The 21,026-nt window shown below is 69.3% G+C and carries 20 protein-coding genes; 17 read left to right on the top strand and 3 right to left on the bottom strand.

Features of this window, described 5'->3' with window-relative positions:
- Positions 1–75: 75 nt before the first annotated feature.
- From arc to prcA, 5 genes are all read left to right on the top strand, one after another.
- The gene (gene arc / locus OG709_RS06135; RefSeq protein WP_250303289.1) at positions 76–1,842 is read left to right on the top strand and encodes a proteasome ATPase; all 1,767 of its coding nucleotides are present in this window, start codon (positions 76–78) and stop codon (positions 1,840–1,842) included.
- 235 nt (positions 1,843–2,077) lie between these two features.
- Positions 2,078–3,589: a depupylase/deamidase Dop gene (dop, locus tag OG709_RS06130; RefSeq protein ID WP_250303290.1), complete on the top strand. Its 1,512-nt coding sequence runs from the start codon at positions 2,078–2,080 to the stop codon at positions 3,587–3,589.
- A gap of 134 nt (positions 3,590–3,723) precedes the next feature.
- Positions 3,724–3,942 (top strand): ubiquitin-like protein Pup, encoded by a 219-nt coding sequence (locus OG709_RS06125; protein ID WP_250303291.1) that lies wholly within the window; start codon positions 3,724–3,726, stop codon positions 3,940–3,942.
- Positions 3,943–4,088: 146 nt separating this feature from the next.
- Positions 4,089–4,934 (top strand): proteasome subunit beta, encoded by an 846-nt coding sequence (prcB, locus tag OG709_RS06120; RefSeq protein ID WP_329165162.1) that lies wholly within the window; start codon positions 4,089–4,091, stop codon positions 4,932–4,934.
- Positions 4,935–4,980: 46 nt separating this feature from the next.
- Entirely contained in the window at positions 4,981–5,733 is a 753-nt protein-coding gene (gene prcA / locus OG709_RS06115) for a proteasome subunit alpha (RefSeq protein WP_250303292.1), read from the top strand.
- A gap of 114 nt (positions 5,734–5,847) precedes the next feature.
- On the opposite strand, the gene OG709_RS06110 is transcribed toward prcA, so the two are convergent.
- Positions 5,848–6,816 carry a LacI family DNA-binding transcriptional regulator gene (locus OG709_RS06110; RefSeq protein ID WP_250303293.1) on the bottom strand — a complete coding sequence of 323 codons (969 nt, stop codon included), beginning with the start codon at positions 6,814–6,816 and terminating at the stop codon, positions 5,848–5,850.
- Between the two features lie 239 nt (positions 6,817–7,055).
- Here OG709_RS06110 and OG709_RS06105 point away from each other — a divergent pair, with 239 nt between their 5' ends.
- From OG709_RS06105 to OG709_RS06050, 12 genes are all read left to right on the top strand, one after another.
- Positions 7,056–8,312 (top strand): MFS transporter, encoded by a 1,257-nt coding sequence (locus OG709_RS06105; protein ID WP_250303294.1) that lies wholly within the window; start codon positions 7,056–7,058, stop codon positions 8,310–8,312.
- A 9-nt stretch (positions 8,313–8,321) separates the two neighbouring features.
- A complete protein-coding gene (pafA, locus tag OG709_RS06100) occupies positions 8,322–9,683 on the top strand; it encodes a Pup--protein ligase (RefSeq protein WP_250303295.1) in 1,362 nt (453 codons plus the stop codon).
- A gap of 138 nt (positions 9,684–9,821) precedes the next feature.
- Positions 9,822–10,823, top strand: coding sequence for an FKBP-type peptidyl-prolyl cis-trans isomerase (locus OG709_RS06095; RefSeq protein WP_266643881.1), 1,002 nt, complete (start codon positions 9,822–9,824; stop codon positions 10,821–10,823).
- A gap of 42 nt (positions 10,824–10,865) precedes the next feature.
- Entirely contained in the window at positions 10,866–11,237 is a 372-nt protein-coding gene (locus OG709_RS06090) for an FKBP-type peptidyl-prolyl cis-trans isomerase (RefSeq protein ID WP_250303297.1), read from the top strand.
- 156 nt (positions 11,238–11,393) lie between these two features.
- Positions 11,394–12,350, top strand: a complete 957-nt coding sequence (locus tag OG709_RS06085; RefSeq protein ID WP_250303298.1) for a helix-turn-helix transcriptional regulator — start codon at positions 11,394–11,396, stop codon at positions 12,348–12,350.
- 7 nt (positions 12,351–12,357) lie between these two features.
- Positions 12,358–13,314 (top strand): helix-turn-helix transcriptional regulator, encoded by a 957-nt coding sequence (locus OG709_RS06080; RefSeq protein WP_250303299.1) that lies wholly within the window; start codon positions 12,358–12,360, stop codon positions 13,312–13,314.
- Between the two features lie 24 nt (positions 13,315–13,338).
- A complete protein-coding gene (locus OG709_RS06075) occupies positions 13,339–13,584 on the top strand; it encodes a hypothetical protein (RefSeq protein WP_250303636.1) in 246 nt (81 codons plus the stop codon).
- A gap of 9 nt (positions 13,585–13,593) precedes the next feature.
- Positions 13,594–13,791 carry a hypothetical protein gene (locus tag OG709_RS06070; RefSeq protein WP_329165155.1) on the top strand — a complete coding sequence of 66 codons (198 nt, stop codon included), beginning with the start codon at positions 13,594–13,596 and terminating at the stop codon, positions 13,789–13,791.
- A 208-nt stretch (positions 13,792–13,999) separates the two neighbouring features.
- Positions 14,000–14,287, top strand: coding sequence for a Sec-independent protein translocase subunit TatA (tatA, locus tag OG709_RS06065; protein ID WP_250303301.1), 288 nt, complete (start codon positions 14,000–14,002; stop codon positions 14,285–14,287).
- 62 nt (positions 14,288–14,349) lie between these two features.
- On the top strand, positions 14,350–15,312 hold the full coding sequence (tatC, locus tag OG709_RS06060) for a twin-arginine translocase subunit TatC (RefSeq protein WP_250303302.1): 963 nt from the start codon (positions 14,350–14,352) through the stop codon (positions 15,310–15,312).
- Between the two features lie 18 nt (positions 15,313–15,330).
- Positions 15,331–16,221 carry a diacylglycerol kinase gene (locus OG709_RS06055; RefSeq protein ID WP_250303303.1) on the top strand — a complete coding sequence of 297 codons (891 nt, stop codon included), beginning with the start codon at positions 15,331–15,333 and terminating at the stop codon, positions 16,219–16,221.
- A 58-nt stretch (positions 16,222–16,279) separates the two neighbouring features.
- A complete protein-coding gene (locus OG709_RS06050) occupies positions 16,280–19,108 on the top strand; it encodes a DEAD/DEAH box helicase (protein WP_250303304.1) in 2,829 nt (942 codons plus the stop codon).
- Positions 19,109–19,172: 64 nt separating this feature from the next.
- Here OG709_RS06050 and OG709_RS06045 read toward each other — a convergent pair whose 3' ends face one another.
- The gene (locus OG709_RS06045; protein ID WP_266643886.1) at positions 19,173–20,117 is read right to left on the bottom strand and encodes an RluA family pseudouridine synthase; all 945 of its coding nucleotides are present in this window, start codon (positions 20,115–20,117) and stop codon (positions 19,173–19,175) included.
- A 163-nt stretch (positions 20,118–20,280) separates the two neighbouring features.
- Entirely contained in the window at positions 20,281–20,925 is a 645-nt protein-coding gene (locus OG709_RS06040) for a fasciclin domain-containing protein (RefSeq protein ID WP_266643888.1), read from the bottom strand.
- Between the last annotated feature and the right edge of the window lie 101 nt (positions 20,926–21,026).

Raw genomic sequence — 21,026 nt, 5'->3', positions numbered from 1 at the left:
ATCTAGGGGTTTCAATCACCAGCCGCCCAGGTAGGGTCAGGAAGCGTCCAGCTCCCCTTGGAGGAGGTGAGGACCGTGGCAGCCCACGACGATGACATCAACCGCGGCATCCGGCCCGCGCGAGGGTCTGAGGACCCCGCCGGCCAGGTTGCCTATCTCGAGCAGGAAATCGCCGTCCTGCGCCGCAAGCTCGCCGACTCTCCGCGTCACACGAGGAATCTCGAAGAGCGGATCGTCGAGCTGCAGACCAACCTGGCAGGCGTGTCCGCGCAGAACGAGCGGCTCGCCAATACGCTCCGCGAGGCCCGCGACCAGATCGTGGCTCTCAAGGAGGAGGTCGACCGGCTCGCACAGCCGCCGGCCGGCTTCGGTGTCTTTCTGCAGTCCAACGAGGACGGGACGTGCGACATCTTCACCGGGGGCCGCAAGCTCCGGGTGAATGTCAGTCCCAGCGTCGAGCTCGAAGAGCTCAGGCGCGGCCAGGAAGTCATGCTCAACGAAGCGCTCAACGTGGTCGAGGCCATGGAATTCGAGCGCGCCGGGGACATCGTCACCCTCAAGGAAGTACTTGAGGACGGCGAGCGCGCCCTGGTGGTCGGGCACACCGACGAGGAACGGGTGGTGCGGCTCGCCGAGCCTCTGCTGGACATCACCATCCGCCCCGGCGACGCCCTGCTGCTCGACTCCAGGTCCGGTTACGTCTATGAAGTGGTGCCGAAGAGCGAGGTCGAGGAGCTCGTCCTCGAAGAGGTCCCGGACATCGACTACGACAAGATCGGCGGTCTGGGCGACCAGATCGAGCTGATCCGCGACGCGGTCGAGCTGCCCTACCTCCACCCCGATCTGTTCAAGGAACACGAGCTGCGGCCGCCGAAGGGCATCCTGCTCTACGGCCCGCCCGGCTGCGGCAAGACACTCATTGCCAAGGCCGTCGCCAACTCCCTTGCCAAGAAGGTGGCCGAGGTCACCGGCCAGCCCGCGGGGAAGAGCTACTTCCTCAACATCAAGGGCCCCGAGCTCCTCAACAAGTACGTCGGTGAGACCGAGCGGCACATCCGCCTGGTCTTCCAGCGCGCCCGGGAGAAGGCGAGTGAGGGTACCCCCGTCATCGTCTTCTTCGACGAGATGGAATCCCTCTTCCGCACCCGTGGGTCAGGCGTCAGCTCGGACGTGGAGAACACCATCGTCCCGCAGCTCCTCGCCGAGATCGACGGGGTGGAGGGCCTGGAGAACGTCATCGTCATCGGTGCCTCCAACCGTGAGGACATGATCGACCCCGCGATCCTGCGGCCGGGCCGGCTCGACGTCAAGATCAAGATCGAGCGTCCGGACGCGGAGGCCGCGAAGGACATCTTCGCCAAGTACCTGCGGTCCTCGCTGCCGCTGCACACGGACGATCTGGCCGAGCACCGGGAGAACCCGGAAGACACGGTGAGCGGCATGATCCAGTCCGTCGTGGAGCGGATGTACACGGAGTCCGAGGAGAACCGGTTCCTCGAGGTCACGTACGCCAACGGCGACAAGGAAGTTCTGTACTTCAAGGACTTCAACTCCGGCGCGATGATCCAGAACATCGTCGACCGGGCCAAGAAGATGGCCATCAAGGCCTTCCTGGACCAGGGACAGAAGGGTCTCCGGGTCTCCCATCTCCTCCAGGCGTGTGTGGACGAGTTCAAGGAGAACGAGGACCTGCCGAACACCACCAACCCGGACGACTGGGCCCGAATCTCCGGCAAGAAGGGCGAGCGGATCGTCTTCATCCGCACCCTCGTCACCGGAAAGCAGGGCGCGGACACCGGGCGTTCCATCGACACGGTGGCCAACACCGGTCAGTACCTGTAAATGGCAGGGCGGCTGCGGGGCTCCTCGACGGGTCCCGCAGCCGCCGTGTTTTCCGGCCTTCGGCCGCAGGAACAGCAATGCCTGTAATGATCTCCCCACCGGCGCAACGGCGTTCTAAGGTCTTCGGTACCACCGGGTCGCGCAGCGCGGGGAGGGGTGACCGCGCACGCACCGGAGAACCAGCGGTACTTGAGCGACGTCCCCGCAAGGGGCGCTGCCGGGCAAGGAGGGCCGCATGACCGTACGGCGAGTAATGGGCATCGAGACGGAGTACGGCATCTCCGTCCCGGGTCACCCGAACGCCAATGCCATGCTCACCTCGTCCCAGATCGTCAACGCCTACGCGGCGGCGATGCACCGGGCGCGCCGCGCCCGCTGGGACTTCGAGGAGGAGAATCCGCTGCGGGACGCGCGAGGGTTCGACCTCGCCCGGGAGACCGCGGACAGCAGCCAGCTGACGGACGAGGACATCGGCCTGGCCAATGTCATCCTCACCAACGGCGCCCGGCTCTACGTCGACCACGCGCACCCCGAGTACAGCTCGCCCGAGATCACCAACCCGCTCGACGCCGTGCTCTGGGACAAGGCCGGCGAGCGCGTCATGGCGGAGGCCGCGGAACGCGCGGGCGAGGTACCCGGTGCGCAGCCGATCCATCTGTACAAGAACAACACCGACAACAAGGGCGCCTCGTACGGCACGCACGAGAACTACCTGATGAAGAGGGAGACCCCCTTCTCGGACATCGTGCGCCATCTGACACCGTTCTTCGTCTCCCGTCAGGTGGTGACCGGCGCGGGACGGGTCGGAATCGGCCAGGACGGCCGTGAGCACGGCTTCCAGATCAGCCAGCGCGCGGACTACTTCGAGGTCGAGGTCGGCCTGGAGACCACGCTCAAGCGGCCCATCATCAACACCCGTGACGAGCCGCACTCGGACGCCGAGAAGTACCGCAGGCTCCATGTGATCATCGGTGACGCCAACCTCGCGGAGATCTCGACGTATCTCAAACTGGGGACGACGTCCCTGGTGCTCGCGATGATCGAGGACGGCTTCATCAATGTCGACCTCGCGGTCGACCAGCCGGTGCGCACCCTGCACCAGGTCTCGCACGATCCGACCCTGCGGCAGCTCATCACGCTGCGCAGCGGGCGCACCCTCACCGCGGTACAGCTCCAGATGGAGTATTTCGAGCTGGCGCGGAAGTACGTCGAGGAGCGCTACGGCGTGGACGCCGACGAGCAGACCAAGGACGTCCTCGGCCGGTGGGAGGACGTGCTGAACCGGCTGGAGAACAACCCCATGAGCCTCTCCGGGGAGCTCGACTGGATCACCAAGCGGGAGATCCTGGAGGGCTACCGCCGCCGGGACGGTGTCGACTGGGACGCGGCCAGGCTCCACCTGGTGGACCTCCAGTACGCGGACGTACGGCCCGAGAAGGGGCTGTACAACCGTCTGGTGGCCCGCGGGAAGATGAAACGGCTCCTGGACGAGCCGGCCGTCGCACGGGCCCGGACGAGCCCGCCCGAGGACACCAGAGCGTATTTCCGCGGTCGCTGTCTGGAGCAGTACGCCGACGACGTGGCCGCCGCCTCCTGGGACTCGGTCATCTTCGATCTGCCGGGTCATGACTCTCTGCAACGGGTGCCCACCCTGGAACCCCTGCGGGGGACCCGTAACCACGTCAAGGAGCTGCTGGACCGCTGTCGTACGGCAGAAGACCTGGTCCGGGTGCTCTCCGGAGGCTGAAAGGGCCCGCACTGGGGAATCATCGGGGTAGGCCCCGGACGTTGTGGAAAGTACGGGGCCGATGTCGGACCCCGCTTGTAGGGTCTGATCAAGAGGGCCTGAACCAGTACATCGAACCGAGCGGGGTGAGGTAGATGGCGACCAAGGACACCGGCGGCGGACAGCAGAAGGCGACGCGCTCGACCGAGGAGACCGAGGAGCAGGCGCCCGAGGCGCAGGGCTCGGAGGACCTCAAGGAGCGCCAGGAGAAGCTGTCCGACGACGTGGACGACGTTCTGGACGAGATCGACGACGTCCTGGAGGCCAACGCCGAGGACTTCGTGCGCTCGTTCGTTCAAAAGGGCGGCGAGTAACGGCTGTTGTCCGTGAGCCGGTGCGGTCGGCGGAAGCCGACCGCACCGGGGCGGATGACCCGTGCGGGCACGGGTAAGGTCCGTGCACAGTCGCAAGATCGGCCCGGCCCCAGAAGGGGGGCCGCCGCCTATCCGGAAGGAAACGTGTGGAAGCCAACCCTCGTAGCACCGGGCGTCTGCCGGCCGCCTTCCTGACGCCGGGATCCTCTTCGTTCATGGACTTCCTGTCCGACCACTCGCCGGAGATCCTGCCGGGCAGGCGTCCGCTGCCGCCCACCCAGGGGCCGATCGAGGCGCCGCACGGGACGACCATCGTCGCTGCGACCTTTCCCGGCGGGGTCGTCCTCGCCGGTGACCGGCGCGCGACCATGGGGAACATGATCGCGCAGCGCGACATCGAAAAGGTCTTCCCGGCCGATGAGTACTCGGCGGTCGGGATCGCGGGCACGGCCGGTCTCGCCGTCGAGATGGTCAAGCTCTTCCAGCTGGAACTGGAACACTTCGAGAAGGTCGAGGGCACCACCCTCTCGCTGGAGGGCAAGGCGAACCGGCTCTCCACGATGATCCGCGGCAATCTCTCCATGGCCATGCAGGGCCTCGCCGTGGTCCCGCTGTTCGCCGGTTACGACGTCGACCGCGAGAAGGGCCGGATCTTCTCGTACGACGTCACGGGCGGGCGCTCGGAGGAGCACGGCTACGCCTCCACCGGCTCCGGTTCGATCTTCGCGCGCGGCTCGATGAAGAAGCTCTACCGCGACGACCTGACGGAGCAGCAGGCCACCACCCTGGTCGTACAGGCCCTGTACGACGCGGCCGACGACGACTCGGCGACCGGGGGGCCCGACGTGGCCCGCCGTATCTACCCGATCGTCACGGTCATCACCGACGAGGGCTGTCGCAGGCTGACCGAGGCGGAGGGGTCCGAGCTCGCCCGCGCGATCCTGGAGCGGCGTCTCGAACAGCCCGACGGTCCGCGCGCCGAGCTGCTCTGAGGCCCTTCCGATGCACTCGTCACTGACAGAAAGGGACGGATAGCCGGTGTCGACGCCGTTCTATGTCTCACCCCAGCAGGCCATGGCCGACCGGGCGGAATACGCCCGGAAGGGCATCGCCCGTGGTCGCAGCCTGGTTGTGCTGCAGTACGCCGACGGCATCGTGTTCGTCGGCGAGAACCCGTCCCGTGCGCTGCACAAGTTCAGCGAGATCTACGACCGGATCGGCTTCGCCGCCGCCGGTAAGTACAACGAGTACGAGAACCTGCGGATCGGCGGGGTGCGCTACGCGGATCTGCGTGGATACACCTACGACCGCGACGATGTGACGGCCCGTGGCCTGGCGAACGTCTACGCGCAGACGCTGGGCACGATCTTCTCCAGCGCGGCCGAGAAGCCGTACGAGGTGGAGCTGGTCGTCGCCGAGGTCGGTGCCGAGCCGGACGGGGACCAGATCTACCGGCTGCCGCACGACGGATCGATCGTGGACGAGCACGGTTCGGTCGCGGTCGGCGGTAATGCCGAGACGATCAGTACCTTCCTCGATCAGCGGCACCGCGAGGGGATGACCCTCGCCGAGGCGCTGAAACTGGCGGTCCAGGCCCTTTCCAGGGACACCAACGGAAGCGAGCGGGAGATTCCCGCCGAGCGTCTCGAAGTGGCCGTCCTGGACCGCACACGGCCGCAGAAGCGGAAGTTCAAGCGCGTCGTCGGCCGTCAGCTCTCCAGGCTGCTCGCCGCGGACGACGCTGCGACGGCGAAGACGGACGCGCCGTCCGACGAGGACGAGGACGAGTAGCCCAGCAGACTCCGTCCGTGCCCGGACGAGTGCCCCGGACCGCAGTGGCGGTCCGGGGCACTCGCCGTTACGGGCCGGTGGCCGCGGACTCCGGTACCTGGCGGGACGCCGTCCTCATTCCGCCGCCCGCGCGGTCGATCCGCGGACGAGCAGCTTCACCGGCAGGTCGTCGCTCTCGTACCGGCGGCCGTCCAGCACGGCGAGGAGCGCCGTCATGCCGCGCCGGCCGATCTGTTCGGCGGGGAGCGCCACAGTGGTGAGTTCCGGCTCGACGGCGGTCGCCAGCGCCAGGTCGTCGAAGCCGGTCACGGACAGATCCTCGGGAATCCGCAGCCCCAGTCGCCGGGCCGCCTTGCAGGCACCCGCGGCCAGGATGTCGTCGTCGCAGATCACGGCGGTCGGCCGGGGGCCGGCGCAGGTGAGTGCCGCTTCGGTGGCCTGCCGTGCGGCATCCACGTTCAACGGGGCGGTGACGCCGCGGACCTCGGTACCGCGCAGGGCGGTCCGCAGCGCGTCCGCACGCACGTCGAAGGTCCAGGAGTCGATCGCCGGTGCGAGGTGGACGAACCTGCGGTGGCCGAGGGCGAGCAGATGGTCCGTCACCTGTCGCATGCCGTCGCCGATGGCCAGGTTCACATGCGCGGATGCGCCCTCCTGGGCCGGATCGCTGTCCAGCATCACCAGGGGCAGATCGGATCCCTGGATGGCGGCCAGTGCGCCGACGGCCATGGAGGAGGCGATGACCCCGTCCAGCGCGGTCCGCGCCGAGGCGAAGGGATCCCTTGCCGGCCCCACTCCGTCGGGTGACGGGTACAGCACCACACCGAAACCGTGTTCGGCGGCGGTGGCCTGCGCGCCCGTGTAGACGCGGGCGAAGAATTCGGTGGTCAGCGCGGGGACGACCAGCAGTGCGGTGCGGGTACTGCCCAGCCGGAGATTGCGGGCTGCGAGATTGGGGCGGTACCCCAGCTGTCCGGCCGCTTCGCGCACCACGCCCGCAGTGCGTTCGGAGACCCGGCCACGCCATTTGCCGCCGAGCACCAGCGAGACCGTGGCCTGCGAGACACCGGCCGCGCGAGCCACGTCACGACTGGTCGGGCGGGCCGGAACCACCGGTTCCCCGCCCGTCGCTCGGGCGTCCGCCGGGACTTCCGCCGGGACCTCCACTGGGACCTCCACTCGGGCCGGGGTGCGGCCGGTTCCTGCTGCGGCCGTCTGGACCCGCGGTCTGCGCACATGGTACGTATAACCCGGACGTTATACGTAACACTCCAGCGGTACCGGGGACCACCGGATGCCGGCCGGAAGACAAGGGGCGGATCATGGCCGCGGGCTACGCGGAACTCTTCGGCACCAGACACGTGACGCGCCTGCTCACCGGAACGCTCGTCGGGCGGCTGCCGAACGCGACAGCCGCCATCGCCGTGGTGCTCTTCGTCCGCGCGGAAGGCGGCAGCTACTCGCTCGCCGGCGCGCTCTCCGCCGTCTACGGGCTGGCCACCGCGGTCGGCCAGCCGCTGCTGGGCCGGGCCGTCGACCTGTACGGGCAGCCGCGCGTGCTGCTCCCGTCCGCGGTCGTCTCCGCGCTCGGGATGGTGCTCTTCGCCCTCGTCGGCACCGATCCCCTCCCGCCGGCCGTCGTCGCGATGCTGATCGCGGGCCTGTTCACGCCACCCCTGGAGGGCGGCCTGCGCGCCCTGTGGCCCAGCGTCCTGAAGGGCGAGGACCGGGTGCACGCCGCCTACGCGATGGACGCCGTGGCCCAGGAGGTGATGTTCACCGTCGGCCCGCTGCTGATCACCCTGGCGGTGTCGCTGTGGTCCGAGGCGACCGCTCTGATCGCGGTCAACGCTCTCGGCGCACTGGGGGCGCTCTCGGTCGTCGTGTCCGAGCCCTCCCGTACCTGGCGCTCCGCGCCCCGCGAGGCCCACTGGCTGGGCGCCCTCCGCTCACGCGGACTGCTCGCACTGCTCGGCGCCTTCTTCTTCGTCGGTCTGGCTCTGGGCTCGATCACGGTGGCCGCGGTCGCCTACGCCGACGCGCACGGCGGTGACGCGACGTACGGCGTGCTGATGGCCGCGATCGGTCTCGGCGCACTCGTCGGCGGGCTGCTGTACGGCGCGCGCCAGTGGCCCGGTACGGCGGAGAAACGGCTGCGGGTCATCGTGGGCTGCCTGGCGCTCGGGTATCTGCCGCTGATGCTGGTGCCCGGGGTGACCGCGATGGCCGTCCTGATGACGGTGGCCGGAGTCTCCCTGGCGCCCGCCATCGCCTGCGCGTTCATCGTCGTCGACCGGCACGCCCCGCGCGGCACCGTGACCGAGGCGTTCTCCTGGCTGGTGACCACGTTCGGCGTCGGCGCCGCGCTGGGAACGGCCGTTGCCGGACCGGCCGTGGAGAGCGGCGTGGCCGCAGGGTTCGCGGCGGCGGGCGCCGGAGGGATCGCCGCTCTGCTCGTCCTGCTCCTCACGCAGCGGGTCCTCGCAGTTCCCGGCGGTCCGGGCTCCGCCGTGGCTGCTTCCGAAAATGATCGAAACGGGGCCGTCGAACCCGGTTTCAGGACAGGCCATCAGGCGTAATGTTCAGTCATGGACCGCCGCATTTTCGGGCTGGAGAACGAGTACGGCGTCACGTGCACATTCAGGGGACAGCGCCGACTGTCACCTGACGAAGTGGCGCGCTACCTCTTCCGCCGTGTTGTGTCATGGGGCCGCAGCAGCAATGTCTTTCTGCGGAACGGCGCCCGCCTCTACCTCGACGTGGGATCGCATCCGGAATACGCAACTCCCGAGTGCGACAACGTGGCTGAGCTGGTCACCCACGACAAGGCAGGCGAGCGCATTCTCGAAGGCCTGCTCGTCGACGCCGAACGCCGCCTGCACGAGGAGGGAATCGCGGGCGACGTCTATCTCTTCAAGAACAACACCGACTCGGCAGGAAACTCCTACGGCTGCCACGAGAACTACCTCGTCGCCCGCCACGGAGAGTTCTCCCGGCTCGCGGACATTCTCATTCCCTTCCTCGTCACCCGCCAATTGATCTGCGGTGCGGGCAAGGTGCTCCAGACTCCGCGCGGAGCGGTCTTCTGCGTGAGCCAGCGGGCGGAGCACATCTGGGAGGGTGTCAGTTCGGCCACCACCCGCTCCCGTCCGATCATCAACACCCGCGACGAGCCGCACGCGGACGCCGAGCGCTACCGCAGGCTGCACGTCATCGTCGGCGACTCGAACATGTCCGAGACGACCATGCTGCTGAAGGTCGGCGCCACCGACCTCGTACTGCGCATGATCGAAGCGGGCACGGTGATGCGCGATCTGACCCTGGAGAACCCGATCAGGGCCATCCGCGAGGTCAGCCACGACATCACCGGCCAGCGCAAGGTGCGTCTGGCCAGTGGCCGTGAGGCCTCGGCGCTCGAAGTCCAGCGCGAGTACTACGAGAAGGCCGTGGACTTCGTGGACCGCCGCGGGATCCGTACCGGCCAGGTGGCGCAGGTCCTGGAGCTCTGGGGCCGCACCCTCGACGCGGTCGAGGCCGAGGACCTCGACCGGATCGGCACCGAGATCGACTGGGTGATGAAGTACAAACTCATCGAGCGGTACCGGGCGAAGCACAACATGACCATGTCGAACCCGCGGGTCGCCCAGATAGACCTCGCCTACCACGACATCCACCGGCGCCGCGGGCTCTACTACCTGCTGGAGAAGCGCGGACAGGCCGCCCGTATCTGCGACGACCTGAAGATCTTCGAGGGCAAGTCCGTGCCCCCGCAGACCACCAGGGCGCGGCTGCGCGGGGACTTCATCCGCCGGGCCCAGGAGCAGCGCCGGGACTTCACCGTCGACTGGGTGCATCTCAAGCTCAACGACCAGGCGCAGCGCACCGTGCTGTGCAAGGACCCCTTCCGGTCCGTCGACGACCGGGTGGAGAAGCTCATCGCCGGAATGTGACCGTCGCCCTTCGGCTGCGTGAGGGCCCCGCACAGATCGCTGTGCGGGGCCCTCACGCATGCCGCGAGCCCGGACCGGAGGCGCAGGGTCGTAGAGTGGCGGCCGATGATGACCATCCCAGCTACCCCGAGGACCACTGTGCGACGCCGTCTTGCAGCCTTGCTCATCGTGCCGGCCCTGGTGCTGACCGCCTGCGGAGGTGAGGACTCCAAGAAGAAGGACGACTCGGCTTCGTCCACCGCCCAGCCCTCTTCGACGGCCGTGCCCAAGCCTGTCGATTCGGCGTCCCCGCTTCCCACGGTCAGTGGTGACGCGGGCAAGAAGGCGACCATCACCATCCCCAAGAAGGATCCGAGCGGCAAGTTCGTCGTGCACGTCGTCAAGCAGGGCAGCGGCGCCGTGGTCAAGAAGGACGACCTGGTGCTGGCGAACTTCACCGGCAAGATCTGGAAGAGCGGGAAGGACCTCGGCAGCTCGTTCGACAAGGGCGGAGCGCCGCAGCTCATCACCGCCGGTTCCAAGACCATCATCCCGGCTTTCGCCGACGCCGTCACCGGTCAGAAGATCGGCAGCCGCGTGCTGGTCGTCGCTCCGCCGAGCGCCGCCTTCGGCAGTGCGGGCCAGCAGCAGCTCGGTGTCACGGGCACCGACACCCTGGTCTTCGCGCTCGACATCGACAAGGTGATCCCGAAGAAGGCAGAGGGCACCCAGTCCGCCGTTCCGTCGGACCTCCCGCAGATCAAGGCCGACCAGGAAGCGCCCGCCACCATTGCGGTGCCGAAGAACGACCCGCCGAAGAAGCTGGTCGACAAGGTGCTGATCGAGGGCAAGGGCGCCACGGTCAAGAGCGGCCAGACCGTGTACATGCAGTACAGCGGCGCCGCGTGGAAGGCCAACGAGGGCAAGTCCTCCGCCACGCTGTTCGACTCCTCCTGGAAGTCCGGCCAGCCGTTCCAGACGGTGATCGGCAAGGGTGCGGTCATCAAGGGCTGGGACCAGGGCCTCGTGGGCAAGAAGGTCGGCAGCCGGGTCCTGCTGGTCATTCCGCCGGACCTGGCGTACGGCGACAAGGCGCAGAGCGCGGACCTGCCTGCCAAGTCGACGCTGGTCTTCGTCGTCGACATTCTGGCGGCAATGTAAGACTGTCCCGGTTGCCCAGTACCAAGAAGTAGGAGCAATTACGTGAGCATCGAGAAGCCCGAGATCGACTTCCCGGGCGGCGAACCGCCGGCCGACCTGGAGATCAAGGACATCTGGGAGGGCGACGGCGCCGTCGCCAAGGCCGGTGACAAGGTCAGCGTTCACTACGTGGGCGTGGCCTTCTCCTCCGGTGAGGAGTTCGACGCGAGCTGGAACCGCGGCACCCCGCTCCAGTTCCAGCTGGGCGTCGGCCAGGTCATCTCCGGCTGGGACCAGGGCGTGCAGGGCATGAAGGTCGGCGGCCGTCGCCAGCTGACCATCCCCGCGCACCTCGCGTACGGCGACAGCGGCGCCGGTGCCCGGATCAAGCCGGGCGAGACGCTGATCTTCGTCTGCGACCTGATCGCTGTCTGAGCGGAACTGATCGTTTCTGAGGGCCCGTGCCGGTCGGCACGGGCCCTCGGCTTTTGCCACGACACCACGGAGCGGTACGGTCGACGGTCGAAGCGTGCTGCATTCTTCCGGGTGAACCGCCCGAGAAGACACGCCCGGACCTCAGAGAGGGCGTCGATGGCGATTGCCAAGGCCGAGCGGCTGATGAACCTGGCGCTGTGCCTGCTCGGAACCCGGCGCCCGCTCAGCAAGCGCGAGCTGAGGGGCTCCATCGAGGCCTACCTCGAAGCGGGGTCCGACGACTCCTTCAACCGGATGTTCGAGCGCGACAAGGACGATCTGCGCGAACTCGGGCTGGTCATCGAGACGGTCGAGAGCCTGGACGGTGATGCGGGCTATCTGGCCCGCCGCGACAGCAACAGGCTCCCTCCGGTCGCCCTCGACGCCGAGGAAGCGGCGGCTCTCGGCCTGGCCGCGAAGGTGTGGCAGCAGGCCCGGCTGGCCGGCGCGGCCAGCGGCGCGCTGCAGAAGCTCCGTGCGGCCGGGATGCCCGAGGCCGAGGACCCGTACGCCGTGCAGCACGGCGCGCTGGAGCCGCGGATTCCGGTGCACGAGGCCGCTTTCGAGCCGCTGATGCTGGCCTGCCGGGACCGCCGCCCGGTCGCCTTCGACTACCGCAAGGCCAACGCCGCCCGCCCGGAGCCCCGTCAGGTCGAGCCCTGGACCCTGGAGTGCTGGCGCGGTCACTGGTATCTGGCGGGCTGGGACCGGGACCGGGGCGCGGAGCGGGTGTTCCGGCTCTCCCGGATCGCGGGCCGGGTCCGGTCCAGGGCGGGGGCCTTCACCGCCGAGGTGCCGGACGTGGTGACCGTGCGCGAGACCGTGGAGACCTGGGCGGGGGAGACCGCGACCCGCACCGCGCTGATCCGGCTGCGCGCGGGAGCCGGGTACCCGCTGCGCTCACGCGCCACGTCCAGCCGGGAACTCGGCGGCGGGTGGGACGAGTTGGAGATTCCGTACGGCCACGGGCTGGACGCCTGGCTCGTCGAGTTCGGTCCCGATGTGATCGTGCTGGAGCCCGCGGATCTGCGGGCCGATGTGGTCGACCGGCTGCGTGCCGTGGCCAAGGACTGAGGAGCACGTGGCTACGAACGCGATCGACCAGACCCGCCGGATGCTGTCGTTGGTGACCTATCTGCGCGAGCGCCCCGGCGCGCGCGTCGCGGACGTCGCGCGCGCCTTCGGTATCACCGAGGACGAACTGATCTCCGACCTCGACGTGCTTCCCATGTGCGGTACGAGCTTCCGGGGCGGGGACCTCCTCGACATCGACACCGACGGCGAGTCCATCTGGTGGCACAACGCCGACGACGTCGCCGAGCCGCTGCGGCTGGCCGCCGACGAGGCCACGGCCCTGCTGGTGGCCGCGCGCGCCGTGGCGACCCTTCCCGGGCTGCGTGAGGGCGACCGGCAGGCCCTGCTGCGGGCCACGGCCAAGCTGGAGGCCGCGGCGGGCGAGGTGGCGGGCGCCAGCTCCCGGCTGTCGGTGACCTTCGAGTCCGAGGGCGGTGTCTTCGCCGACGTCGACCGGGCCATCTCGGAGCGGCGCAGGCTCTGGCTGCGGTACTACTCGCCCGCCCGTGACGAGCTCACCGAGCGAGAGGTCGACCCGATCAGGCTCTTCGCCGTCGGCCATACGTACATGGAGGCCTGGTGCTATCTCTCCGAGGCCAGGCGCACCTTCCGGCTGGACCGGGTGGCGGAGATCAGGCTGCTCGACGAGGCTTCCGCGCCGCCCGAGCTGGAACTGCGTGATCTGTCCGAAGGGCTCGTCCAGCCCGCCGCCGAGGACCCCGAGGTCGTCGTGGAGGTGGGTCCCGGCGGGCGCTGGGTCGCCGAGTACTACCCGCACGACAGCGCGGAGGAGCTGGCCGACGGCGGCCTGCGGATCACGCTGCGTACCCCCGACCCCGCGTCGCTGCGCCGGCTCGCCCTGCGGCTGGGCCGGGAGGGGCGCATCGTCTCGCCGCAGGGCCTGGCGGCCAGTGCGCAGCTCGCGGCCCGCGAGGCGCTCGCCGCCTATGACGGGCAGGAATAAAGGGAGTTGCGGAATATGTCTGTAATGCCCGGTTTCTCGGCCCAGGTAGGGCCGGTCGTCTTCAAGGCGGCCTGCCCGGACTGCCGGGGCCGTTTCGAGCTGGCCGCGAGCGCCTTCAGGCTGGCGATCGGCGCCAGCCGCCGTACGACCTTCTACTCCTTCACCTGCCCCGAGTGCGGGTCGTCGGTGCGTAAGCCGGCCGGTGAGCGGATCGTTGAACTCCTCACCGGCGGGGGCGTGCGGACGCTGCGCCTCCACTCGACTGTCTAGGGTGGGTACATGTTCTGGCCGATGACCGCCATCGCTCTCGGGTTCCTCGGGATCGCCGTGCTCGGCGTGCTCGCCGTGCGGGTCTTCGTCGAGGCCCGGCGCCTCGGCAGCCAAGTGGCCCGCGCCACGGAGCAGATCAATACCGCGGCCGAAGGGCTGGAGCGCGCCGCCACGGGCCTGGCCCGGAGTGGCGAAAGTTTGGGATAGAACGGCTGCGGTCTGCTACAGGGCCGTTTCGAGCGGTACGCTGCTGGTCGCGGCCCCGGGAGCGAGGCGCGGGCCGCAATCGCGAGTCTGCACAGGCATTGCCCTGCGTTTACTCCCGCGGGTTACGATCGCTGCCAGTACGACGGCCGGACACCTGTCCGATCGGTCGGCAGCCCACCCCAGCCGCCTCGGTGAGAAGGTACAGCTTATGTTCGGAAGGCTCGGCGCCCCCGAGATCATCCTGATCCTCGTCGTCATCGTCCTGCTGTTCGGTGCGAAGAAGCTTCCGGACATGGCCCGTTCGCTGGGCAAGTCCGCCCGCATCCTCAAGAGCGAGGCCAAGGCGATGAAGTCGGACGGCCACCAGAGTGCCCCCGCCGACCCGCCCCAGGACACCAACGCGCAGACCGACGTCCCGCGTACGATCCAGGCTTCCCCGGGAGACGTCACCAGCGCTCGCCCCGTGACCGAGCCTTCGGACTCGACCAAGCGCTGACAACCGGGCCGGAGCGGGCGCCGCGGTCAGCGGCTGCCCGCCGCACAAGATGAGGACGTGGGTTGCTCGTGTCTGCCCGCAAAGAGGCCAAGGACTCCGAGGGGCGTATGCCCCTTGTGGAGCACCTGCGTGAGCTGCGTAACAGGCTGGCGAAGGGGCTGCTGGGGATCGTCGTCGTCACGATCGCCGCTGCCTTCTTCTACAGGGACATCATTGAATTCTTCACCAACCCGGTGTTGCACGCGGTCGGTTGCCATTCGACCTTCGCGGAGCTCTCGCAGAAGAAGGACGGCACCTGCGCCCGTATCGTCCTGAACGGTCTGCTGACTCCGTTCACCCTGGCGCTCAAGGTCTCCTTGATGTCCGGTGTGGTGCTCTCCTCGCCGATCTGGCTCTACCAGCTGTGGGCCTTCGTCGCGCCAGGTCTGCACAAGCACGAGCGCAAGTACACGATCGGCTTCGTGGCTGCGGGCTTCCCGCTCTTCCTCGCGGGTGGCTTCTTCGCGTACAAGACGCTCCCCACGATGGCGAAGGTCCTCCTCGACTTCTCGCCCGCCGGGCTCGACAACCAGCTGCCACTCGACGATCTGCTCGATCTGATCACCCGCATGGTGGTCGTCTTCGGGCTCTCCTTCGAGCTGCCGCTGCTGCTCGTCATGCTCAACTTCGTCGGCATCATCACGGGTAAGCGGATGGCCGGCTGGTGGCGCGGCATGATCATGGGCATCACGGTCTTCGCCGCGGTCGCGACTCCCAGTACCGACCCGCTGACCATGCTGGCGCTGGCCGGGCCGATCTGGGTGCTGTACGGCGTCGCCACGGTCATCTCGCTGATGAACGACCGGCGCAAGAAGCTCCGCGCCGCGGAGGGCCCCGACGACGACGAGGCCTCCGATCTCGACCTCACACCCGAGGACGTGGGCGAGGTGGAGACCGTTCCGGCCTCCCGGATGCCCGAGCAGGCCGGAGGCGAAGCGGATGCTTCCAGGCCGTCCGGTCTCAACGGTTACGACGACATCACCTGACCTTGTAAGGTCCGGCGGGTGACCAGCGAGATCACCCTTTTCGTCAATCCCACCGCAGGACGCGGCCGGGGCGCGCACGCCGCGCAGCCGGCCGCTTCCGCGTTGCGGGACGCAGGTTTTTCCGTACGCACCGTGCTCGGCGCCGACGCGGACGACGCGCTGCACCGGGCGCGCGAGGCGGTGGCGGGCGGGACCGGCGCGCTCATAGCCGTCGGCGGGGACGGCATGATCAACCTCGCCCTGCAGGCCGTCGCGGGCACCCGCACCCCCCTGGGAGTGGTGGCCGTAGGTACCGGCAACGACTTCGCCCGCGAGCTGGGGGTGCCCGTACGGAACCCGGCCGCCGCCGGACGTTCGGTGGCCACCGCGCTCAAGGCCGGGAACATCAGGGACATCGACCTGGGCCGGGTGGGGGAGCGGTGGTTCGGCACGGTGCTCGCCTCCGGATTCGACTCCCGGGTCAACGACCGCGGCAACCGGATGCGCTGGCCGGCCGGGCGCTTCAAGTACGACCTGGCGATGGTCGCCGAGCTCGCAGCCTTCCGCCCGGTCCCGTACCGCCTCGTCCTCGACGACGGACCGGCCCTGGAGATCGAGGCGACGCTGGTCGCCGTCGGCAACGGTTCGTCGTACGGCGGCGGGATGCGGATCTGTGCCGGTGCCGAGCTGGACGACGGGCTGTTCGACGTCACCGTGGTCGGCGACTGCTCCCGTACGACGCTGGTCAAGGTCTTCCCGAAGGTCTACCGGGGCACCCACCTCGGCCACCCCGTGGTCACGTCGTACCGGGCGCGCAGCGTCCGGCTGGAGGCCGCCGGGATCACGGCGTACGCGGACGGGGAGCCGCTGGGAGCGCTGCCGCTGACCGTGGAGTGCGTGCCGGGAGCGGCCCGGGTCATCGGCTGTTGAAATGCTGAAATAAAGATCGGGCTGACTGTCGGAGGCGGCGGGTAGGCTCGATCACAAGATGACCGAGGACCTTTCGCCCGCTGAGCGATACGCAGCCGCCCGCGTCCGAGCTGCCGAGGAGGCCACTTCGCTGGCCCCCTTCCGTGGCATGTACGACTTCGAGCTCGACCCCTTCCAGATCGAGGCGTGCCAGGCCCTGGAGGCGGGCAAGGGCGTGCTCGTCGCGGCGCCCACCGGCTCCGGCAAGACGATCGTCGGCGAGTTCGCCGTGCACCTGGCCCTGGAGCAGGGCCGCAAGTGCTTCTACACCACGCCGATCAAGGCGCTCTCCAACCAGAAGTACGCGGATCTGGCCAAGCGTTACGGCGCGGACAAGGTCGGCCTGCTGACCGGCGACAACAGCGTGAACGCGGACGCCCCGGTGGTCGTCATGACCACCGAGGTCCTGCGGAACATGCTGTACGCGGGCTCGCAGGCGCTCCTCGGGCTCGGCCATGTGGTGATGGACGAGGTGCACTACCTCTCCGACCGCTTCCGCGGCGCGGTGTGGGAGGAAGTGATCATCCACCTCCCGGAGTCCGTGACCCTGGTCTCGCTCTCGGCGACCGTCTCCAACGCCGAGGAGTTCGGTGACTGGCTGGACACCGTCCGCGGCGACACCGAAGTGATCGTCTCCGAGCACCGGCCCGTGCCGCTCTGGCAGCACGTGCTGGCCGGGCGCCGGATGTACGACCTCTTCGAGGAGTCGACCGACCACGGCGGCCGGGGCGGCGCCAAGCGCGAGGTCAACCCGGATCTGCTGCGGATGGCCCGGCAGGAGAACCAGCGCACCTACAACCCGCGCGACCGCCGCCGCGGCAAGATGGTGCGCGAGGCGGACCGGGAGCGCGAGCGGCGCTCCCGCAGCCGGATCTGGACCCCGAGCAGGGCCGAGGTCATCGCACGGCTGGACGCCGAGGGGCTGCTGCCCGCGATCACCTTCATCTTCAGCCGGGCCGGCTGCGAGGCCGCCGTACAGCAGTGTCTGTACGCGGGACTGCGGCTCAACAGCGAGGAGGCGCGCACGACCGTGCGCGAGCTCGTCGAGGAGCGCACCGCCTCGATCCCCCGCGAGGACCTGCACGTCCTCGGCTACTACGAGTGGCTGGAGGGTCTGGAGCGGGGCATCGCCGCACACCACGCCGGGATGCTGCCGACCTTCAAGGAGGTCGTCGAGGAGCTCTTCGTACGCGGCCTGGTCAAGGCCGTGTTCGCGACGGAGACCCTGGCACTCGGCATCAACATGCCGGCCCGTTCGGTGGTGCTGGAGAAGCTGGTCAAATGGAACGGCGAGCAGCACGCCGACATCACCCCCGGTGAGTACACCCAGCTCACCGGCCGGGCCGGGCGGCGCGGCATCGATGTCGAGGGGCACGCGCTGGTGCTGTGGCAGCGCGGCATGGACCCGGGCGCGCTCGCGGGCCTGGCCGGTACCCGTACGTACCCGCTGCGCTCCAGCTTCCGGCCCTCCTACAACATGGCCGTGAACCTGGTGCAGCAGTTCGGACGGCACCGCTCGCGCGAACTGCTCGAAACCTCCTTCGCCCAGTTCCAGGCCGACAAGTCGGTCGTCGGCATCTCCAAGCAGGTGCAGAAGAACGAGGAGGGCATCGCGGGCTACCGCGAGGGCATGACCTGCCACCTCGGCGACTTCGAGGAGTACGCGCGGCTGCGCCGTGAGCTCAAGGACCGCGAGACCGAGCTGGCCAAGCAGGGCGCCGTGCAGCGCCGGGCCGCCGCCGCGGACTCGCTGGAGAAGCTGAAGCCCGGCGATGTGATCCATGTGCCGACCGGCAAGTTCGCGGGTCTCGCCCTCGTCCTCGACCCGGGACTGCCGGCCGGGCGGGCCAACGGGCACCGCGGCTTCGAGACGTTCGACGGGCCGAGGCCGCTGGTACTCACCGCCGAGCGGCAGGTCAAGCGGCTGGCCCCGATGGACTTCCCGGTTCCGGTCGAGTCGCTGGAGCGGATGCGCATCCCGAAGTCGTTCAACGCCAGGTCGCCCCAGTCCCGGCGGGATCTGGCGTCGGCGCTGCGTACCAAGGCCGGGCACATCGTGCCCGAGCGGCACCGCAAGCAGCGTGCCGCGGCGGCCGACGACCGGGAGATCGCCCGGCTGCGGTCCGAGCTGCGCGCGCACCCCTGCCACGGCTGCGACGAGCGCGAGGACCACGCCCGCTGGGCCGAGCGCTACCACCGGCTCCGGCGCGACACCCAGCAGCTGGAGCGCCGGATCGAGGGCCGGACGAACACCATCGCCCGTACCTTCGACCGGATCTACGCGTTGCTGACCGAGCTGGACTATCTGCGCGGCGACGAGGCGACGGTGCACGGCAAGCGGCTCGCCAGGCTCTACGGAGAGCTGGACCTGCTGGCCTCGGAGTGCCTGCGGGCCGGTGTCTGGGAGGGGCTCAGCCCCGCGGAACTGGCCGCGTGCGCCTCGGCGTTGGTCTTCGAGGCCCGCCAGTCCGACGACGCGGTCGCGCCCAAGGTGCCGTCGGGGGCGGCGAAGACCGCGCTGGGCGAGATGGTCCACATCTGGGGCAGGCTCGATGCCCTGGAGGAGGACTTCAAGATCAACCAGACGGAGGGCGTCGGCCAGCGCGAGCCCGACCTCGGCTTCGCCTGGGCCGCCTACCAGTGGGCGTCCGGCAAGGGACTCGACGAGGTGCTGCGCGACGCCGAGATGCCCGCAGGCGACTTCGTGCGCTGGTGCAAGCAGGTCATCGACGTCCTGGGGCAGATCGCGGCAGCGGCGCCGGGCGAGGGCAGCACGGTCTCGCGGAACGCCCGCAAGGCGGTCGACGCGGTGCGCCGGGGCGTGGTGGCGTACAGCTCGGTGGGCTGACCGCCCGGGTGAGCGGTGAGTGTGCGGCCCCCGCCGGGAATTCCCGGCGGGGGCCGCTCTCCTGTCAGGGGCGGCCCGCGGCCCACTCCTCGTACGACGTCCAGGCCAGCAGCGTGCGACCGCTCTCGAAGCGGTGCTCCTTCCCGGTCACCGGATCGGTGAACTCCAGTACCCGCGAGAGCAGTTGGAGGGGGCGGGTGAAGTCGTCCGGCGGGGGATCGGTGACCACCGGGTAGAACGGGTCTCCGAGCAGCGGAACACCCAGCGCGTTCATGTGGACCCGCAGCTGGTGCGTCCGGCCGGTGACCGGGGTGAGACGGTAGCGCCCGAGTCCCCCGGTGTGCGCCAGGAGTTCCACCCGGGTCTCGCTGTTGGGCTCGCCGGGTGTCTCGAAGGCGGCGACGATCCCCGGTACCTTCTCGATCCGGCTGCGCGAGGTGTGCGGCAGGACCAGCGCGGGCCGGTAGGGCGCGACCGCCTCGTACTCCTTGCGTACCTTCCGGTCCCGGAACAGCGTCTGGTACGCGCCGCGTTCCCCTGGCTGTACACAGAACAGCACCAGCCCCGCGGTCAGCCGGTCCAGCCGGTGGGCGGGGCTGAGCGCGGGCAGCCCGAGGTCGTGGCGGAGCCGGGCCAGCGCGGTCTGGGTGACATGGCTGCCCCGGGGGGTGGTGGCGAGGAAGTGCGGCTTGTCGGCGACGAGGATGTGGTCGTCCCGGTAGCGGACGTCGATGGGGTACGGGACGGGCACCTCGTCGGGGAAGTCCCGGTGGAACCAGACCGAGGTGCCGGGTGCGTACGGGGTGGCCGCGCCGACCGGCCCGTCGGCGCCGACGAACGCACCCTCGCGCAGCATCGCGTCGACCGCCGCGGCCCCGCCCGGCAGCCGCTCCACCAGGTGGTCGCGCACGGTCGCCCACGCGCCGTCGAGCGGGAGCCTCAGCCGGACCGGATCGATTCCCTCGCGCTGCGGCAGCGGCGCCGGGGGCCGGGATGTCTTGCGTCTCATCGTGCTCAAGGGTACGAGGGAGCGAGGGGGCGACCGCCGGCCGGACCGGTTCTCTGCCGTAGCGCCTGATCGCCGTACCGGGTGCGCGCGGGCCGCCGCACGGAAGCGCGGCGGCCCGGAGCGTTCGGTGCACGGCACCCGAAGGATCAGGTCGGATCAGGTGTTACTTCGGCATCAGCACCGTGTCGACGATGTAGACGGTGGCGTTGGACGTCGGGACGTTGCCGCAGACGACGCTCGACACGTCGTTGACCTTGTACGACACACCGGAGCCCGCCGTGGTGAGCGTGCCCTTCTCCAGGGTCGGGTACGAGCCGTTCTCCAGCTGCTTCGGCGCGAGCTTCCGGCCCACCACGTGGTAGGTGAGGATCTTGGTCAGCATCGCCTTGTCAGCCAGCACCTTGTCCAGCTGGGCCTTCGGGATCTTGTCGAAGGCATCGTTGGTCGGCGCGAACACGGTGATGTTCTGGGCGTTGTTGAGCGTGTCGACCAGACCGGCCTTCTTGACGGCGGTCACCAGGGTGGACAGCGCCGGGTTGTGCGAAGCGGCGGTCGCGACCGGGTCCTGGGCCATGCCGTTGAAGCTGCCCGCACCGCTCTTCGGCACGGTGGCACAGCCCGGCCCGAAGGGCTTGCTGGTGTCCATGGCGTCGGACTTGGGCGCCGAAGCCGAACTGGCGGGCTTGCTGTCCGACTTGTCCTTGGAGCTGTCCTTCGAGCTGTCGCTGGAACAGGCGGACAGCGCCAGCGGCAGCACGACCGCACCCGCGACGACGAGGGCGACACGGGGGAAGCGGAAGGTGTTCATGAAGGTCTCCTTGAAGGGGTTTACGTACAGCGGCCGAAGGGGTCGGGGCACCACGGCGTGAGCCGCCGCGACGCGGGGCGTCGCGCGACCGGTGATCTGTC

Origin of the sequence: Streptomyces sp. NBC_01267 (genome assembly GCF_036241575.1) — a bacterium.
Classification (GTDB): Bacteria; Actinomycetota; Actinomycetes; order Streptomycetales; family Streptomycetaceae; genus Streptomyces.
Note: the sequence above shows the minus strand (reverse complement) of the source record. Positions and strands in the feature narration are given on the sequence as shown.

Excerpts from the sequence above, each read along its gene's own strand:
- dop (WP_250303290.1), top strand. The coding sequence starts at position 2,078 with ATGACCGTACGGCGAGTAATGGGCATCGAGACGGAGTACGGCATCTCC.
- OG709_RS06125 (WP_250303291.1), top strand. The coding sequence starts at position 3,724 with ATGGCGACCAAGGACACCGGCGGCGGACAGCAGAAGGCGACGCGCTCG.
- OG709_RS06105 (WP_250303294.1), top strand. The coding sequence starts at position 7,056 with ATGGCCGCGGGCTACGCGGAACTCTTCGGCACCAGACACGTGACGCGC.
- pafA (WP_250303295.1), top strand. The coding sequence starts at position 8,322 with ATGGACCGCCGCATTTTCGGGCTGGAGAACGAGTACGGCGTCACGTGC.
- OG709_RS06085 (WP_250303298.1), top strand. The coding sequence starts at position 11,394 with ATGGCGATTGCCAAGGCCGAGCGGCTGATGAACCTGGCGCTGTGCCTG.
- OG709_RS06075 (WP_250303636.1), top strand. The coding sequence starts at position 13,339 with ATGCCCGGTTTCTCGGCCCAGGTAGGGCCGGTCGTCTTCAAGGCGGCC.
- OG709_RS06070 (WP_329165155.1), top strand. The coding sequence starts at position 13,594 with ATGTTCTGGCCGATGACCGCCATCGCTCTCGGGTTCCTCGGGATCGCC.
- tatA (WP_250303301.1), top strand. The coding sequence starts at position 14,000 with ATGTTCGGAAGGCTCGGCGCCCCCGAGATCATCCTGATCCTCGTCGTC.
- OG709_RS06050 (WP_250303304.1), top strand. The coding sequence starts at position 16,280 with ATGACCGAGGACCTTTCGCCCGCTGAGCGATACGCAGCCGCCCGCGTC.
- OG709_RS06045 (WP_266643886.1), bottom strand. The coding sequence starts at position 20,117 with ATGAGACGCAAGACATCCCGGCCCCCGGCGCCGCTGCCGCAGCGCGAG.
- OG709_RS06040 (WP_266643888.1), bottom strand. The coding sequence starts at position 20,925 with ATGAACACCTTCCGCTTCCCCCGTGTCGCCCTCGTCGTCGCGGGTGCG.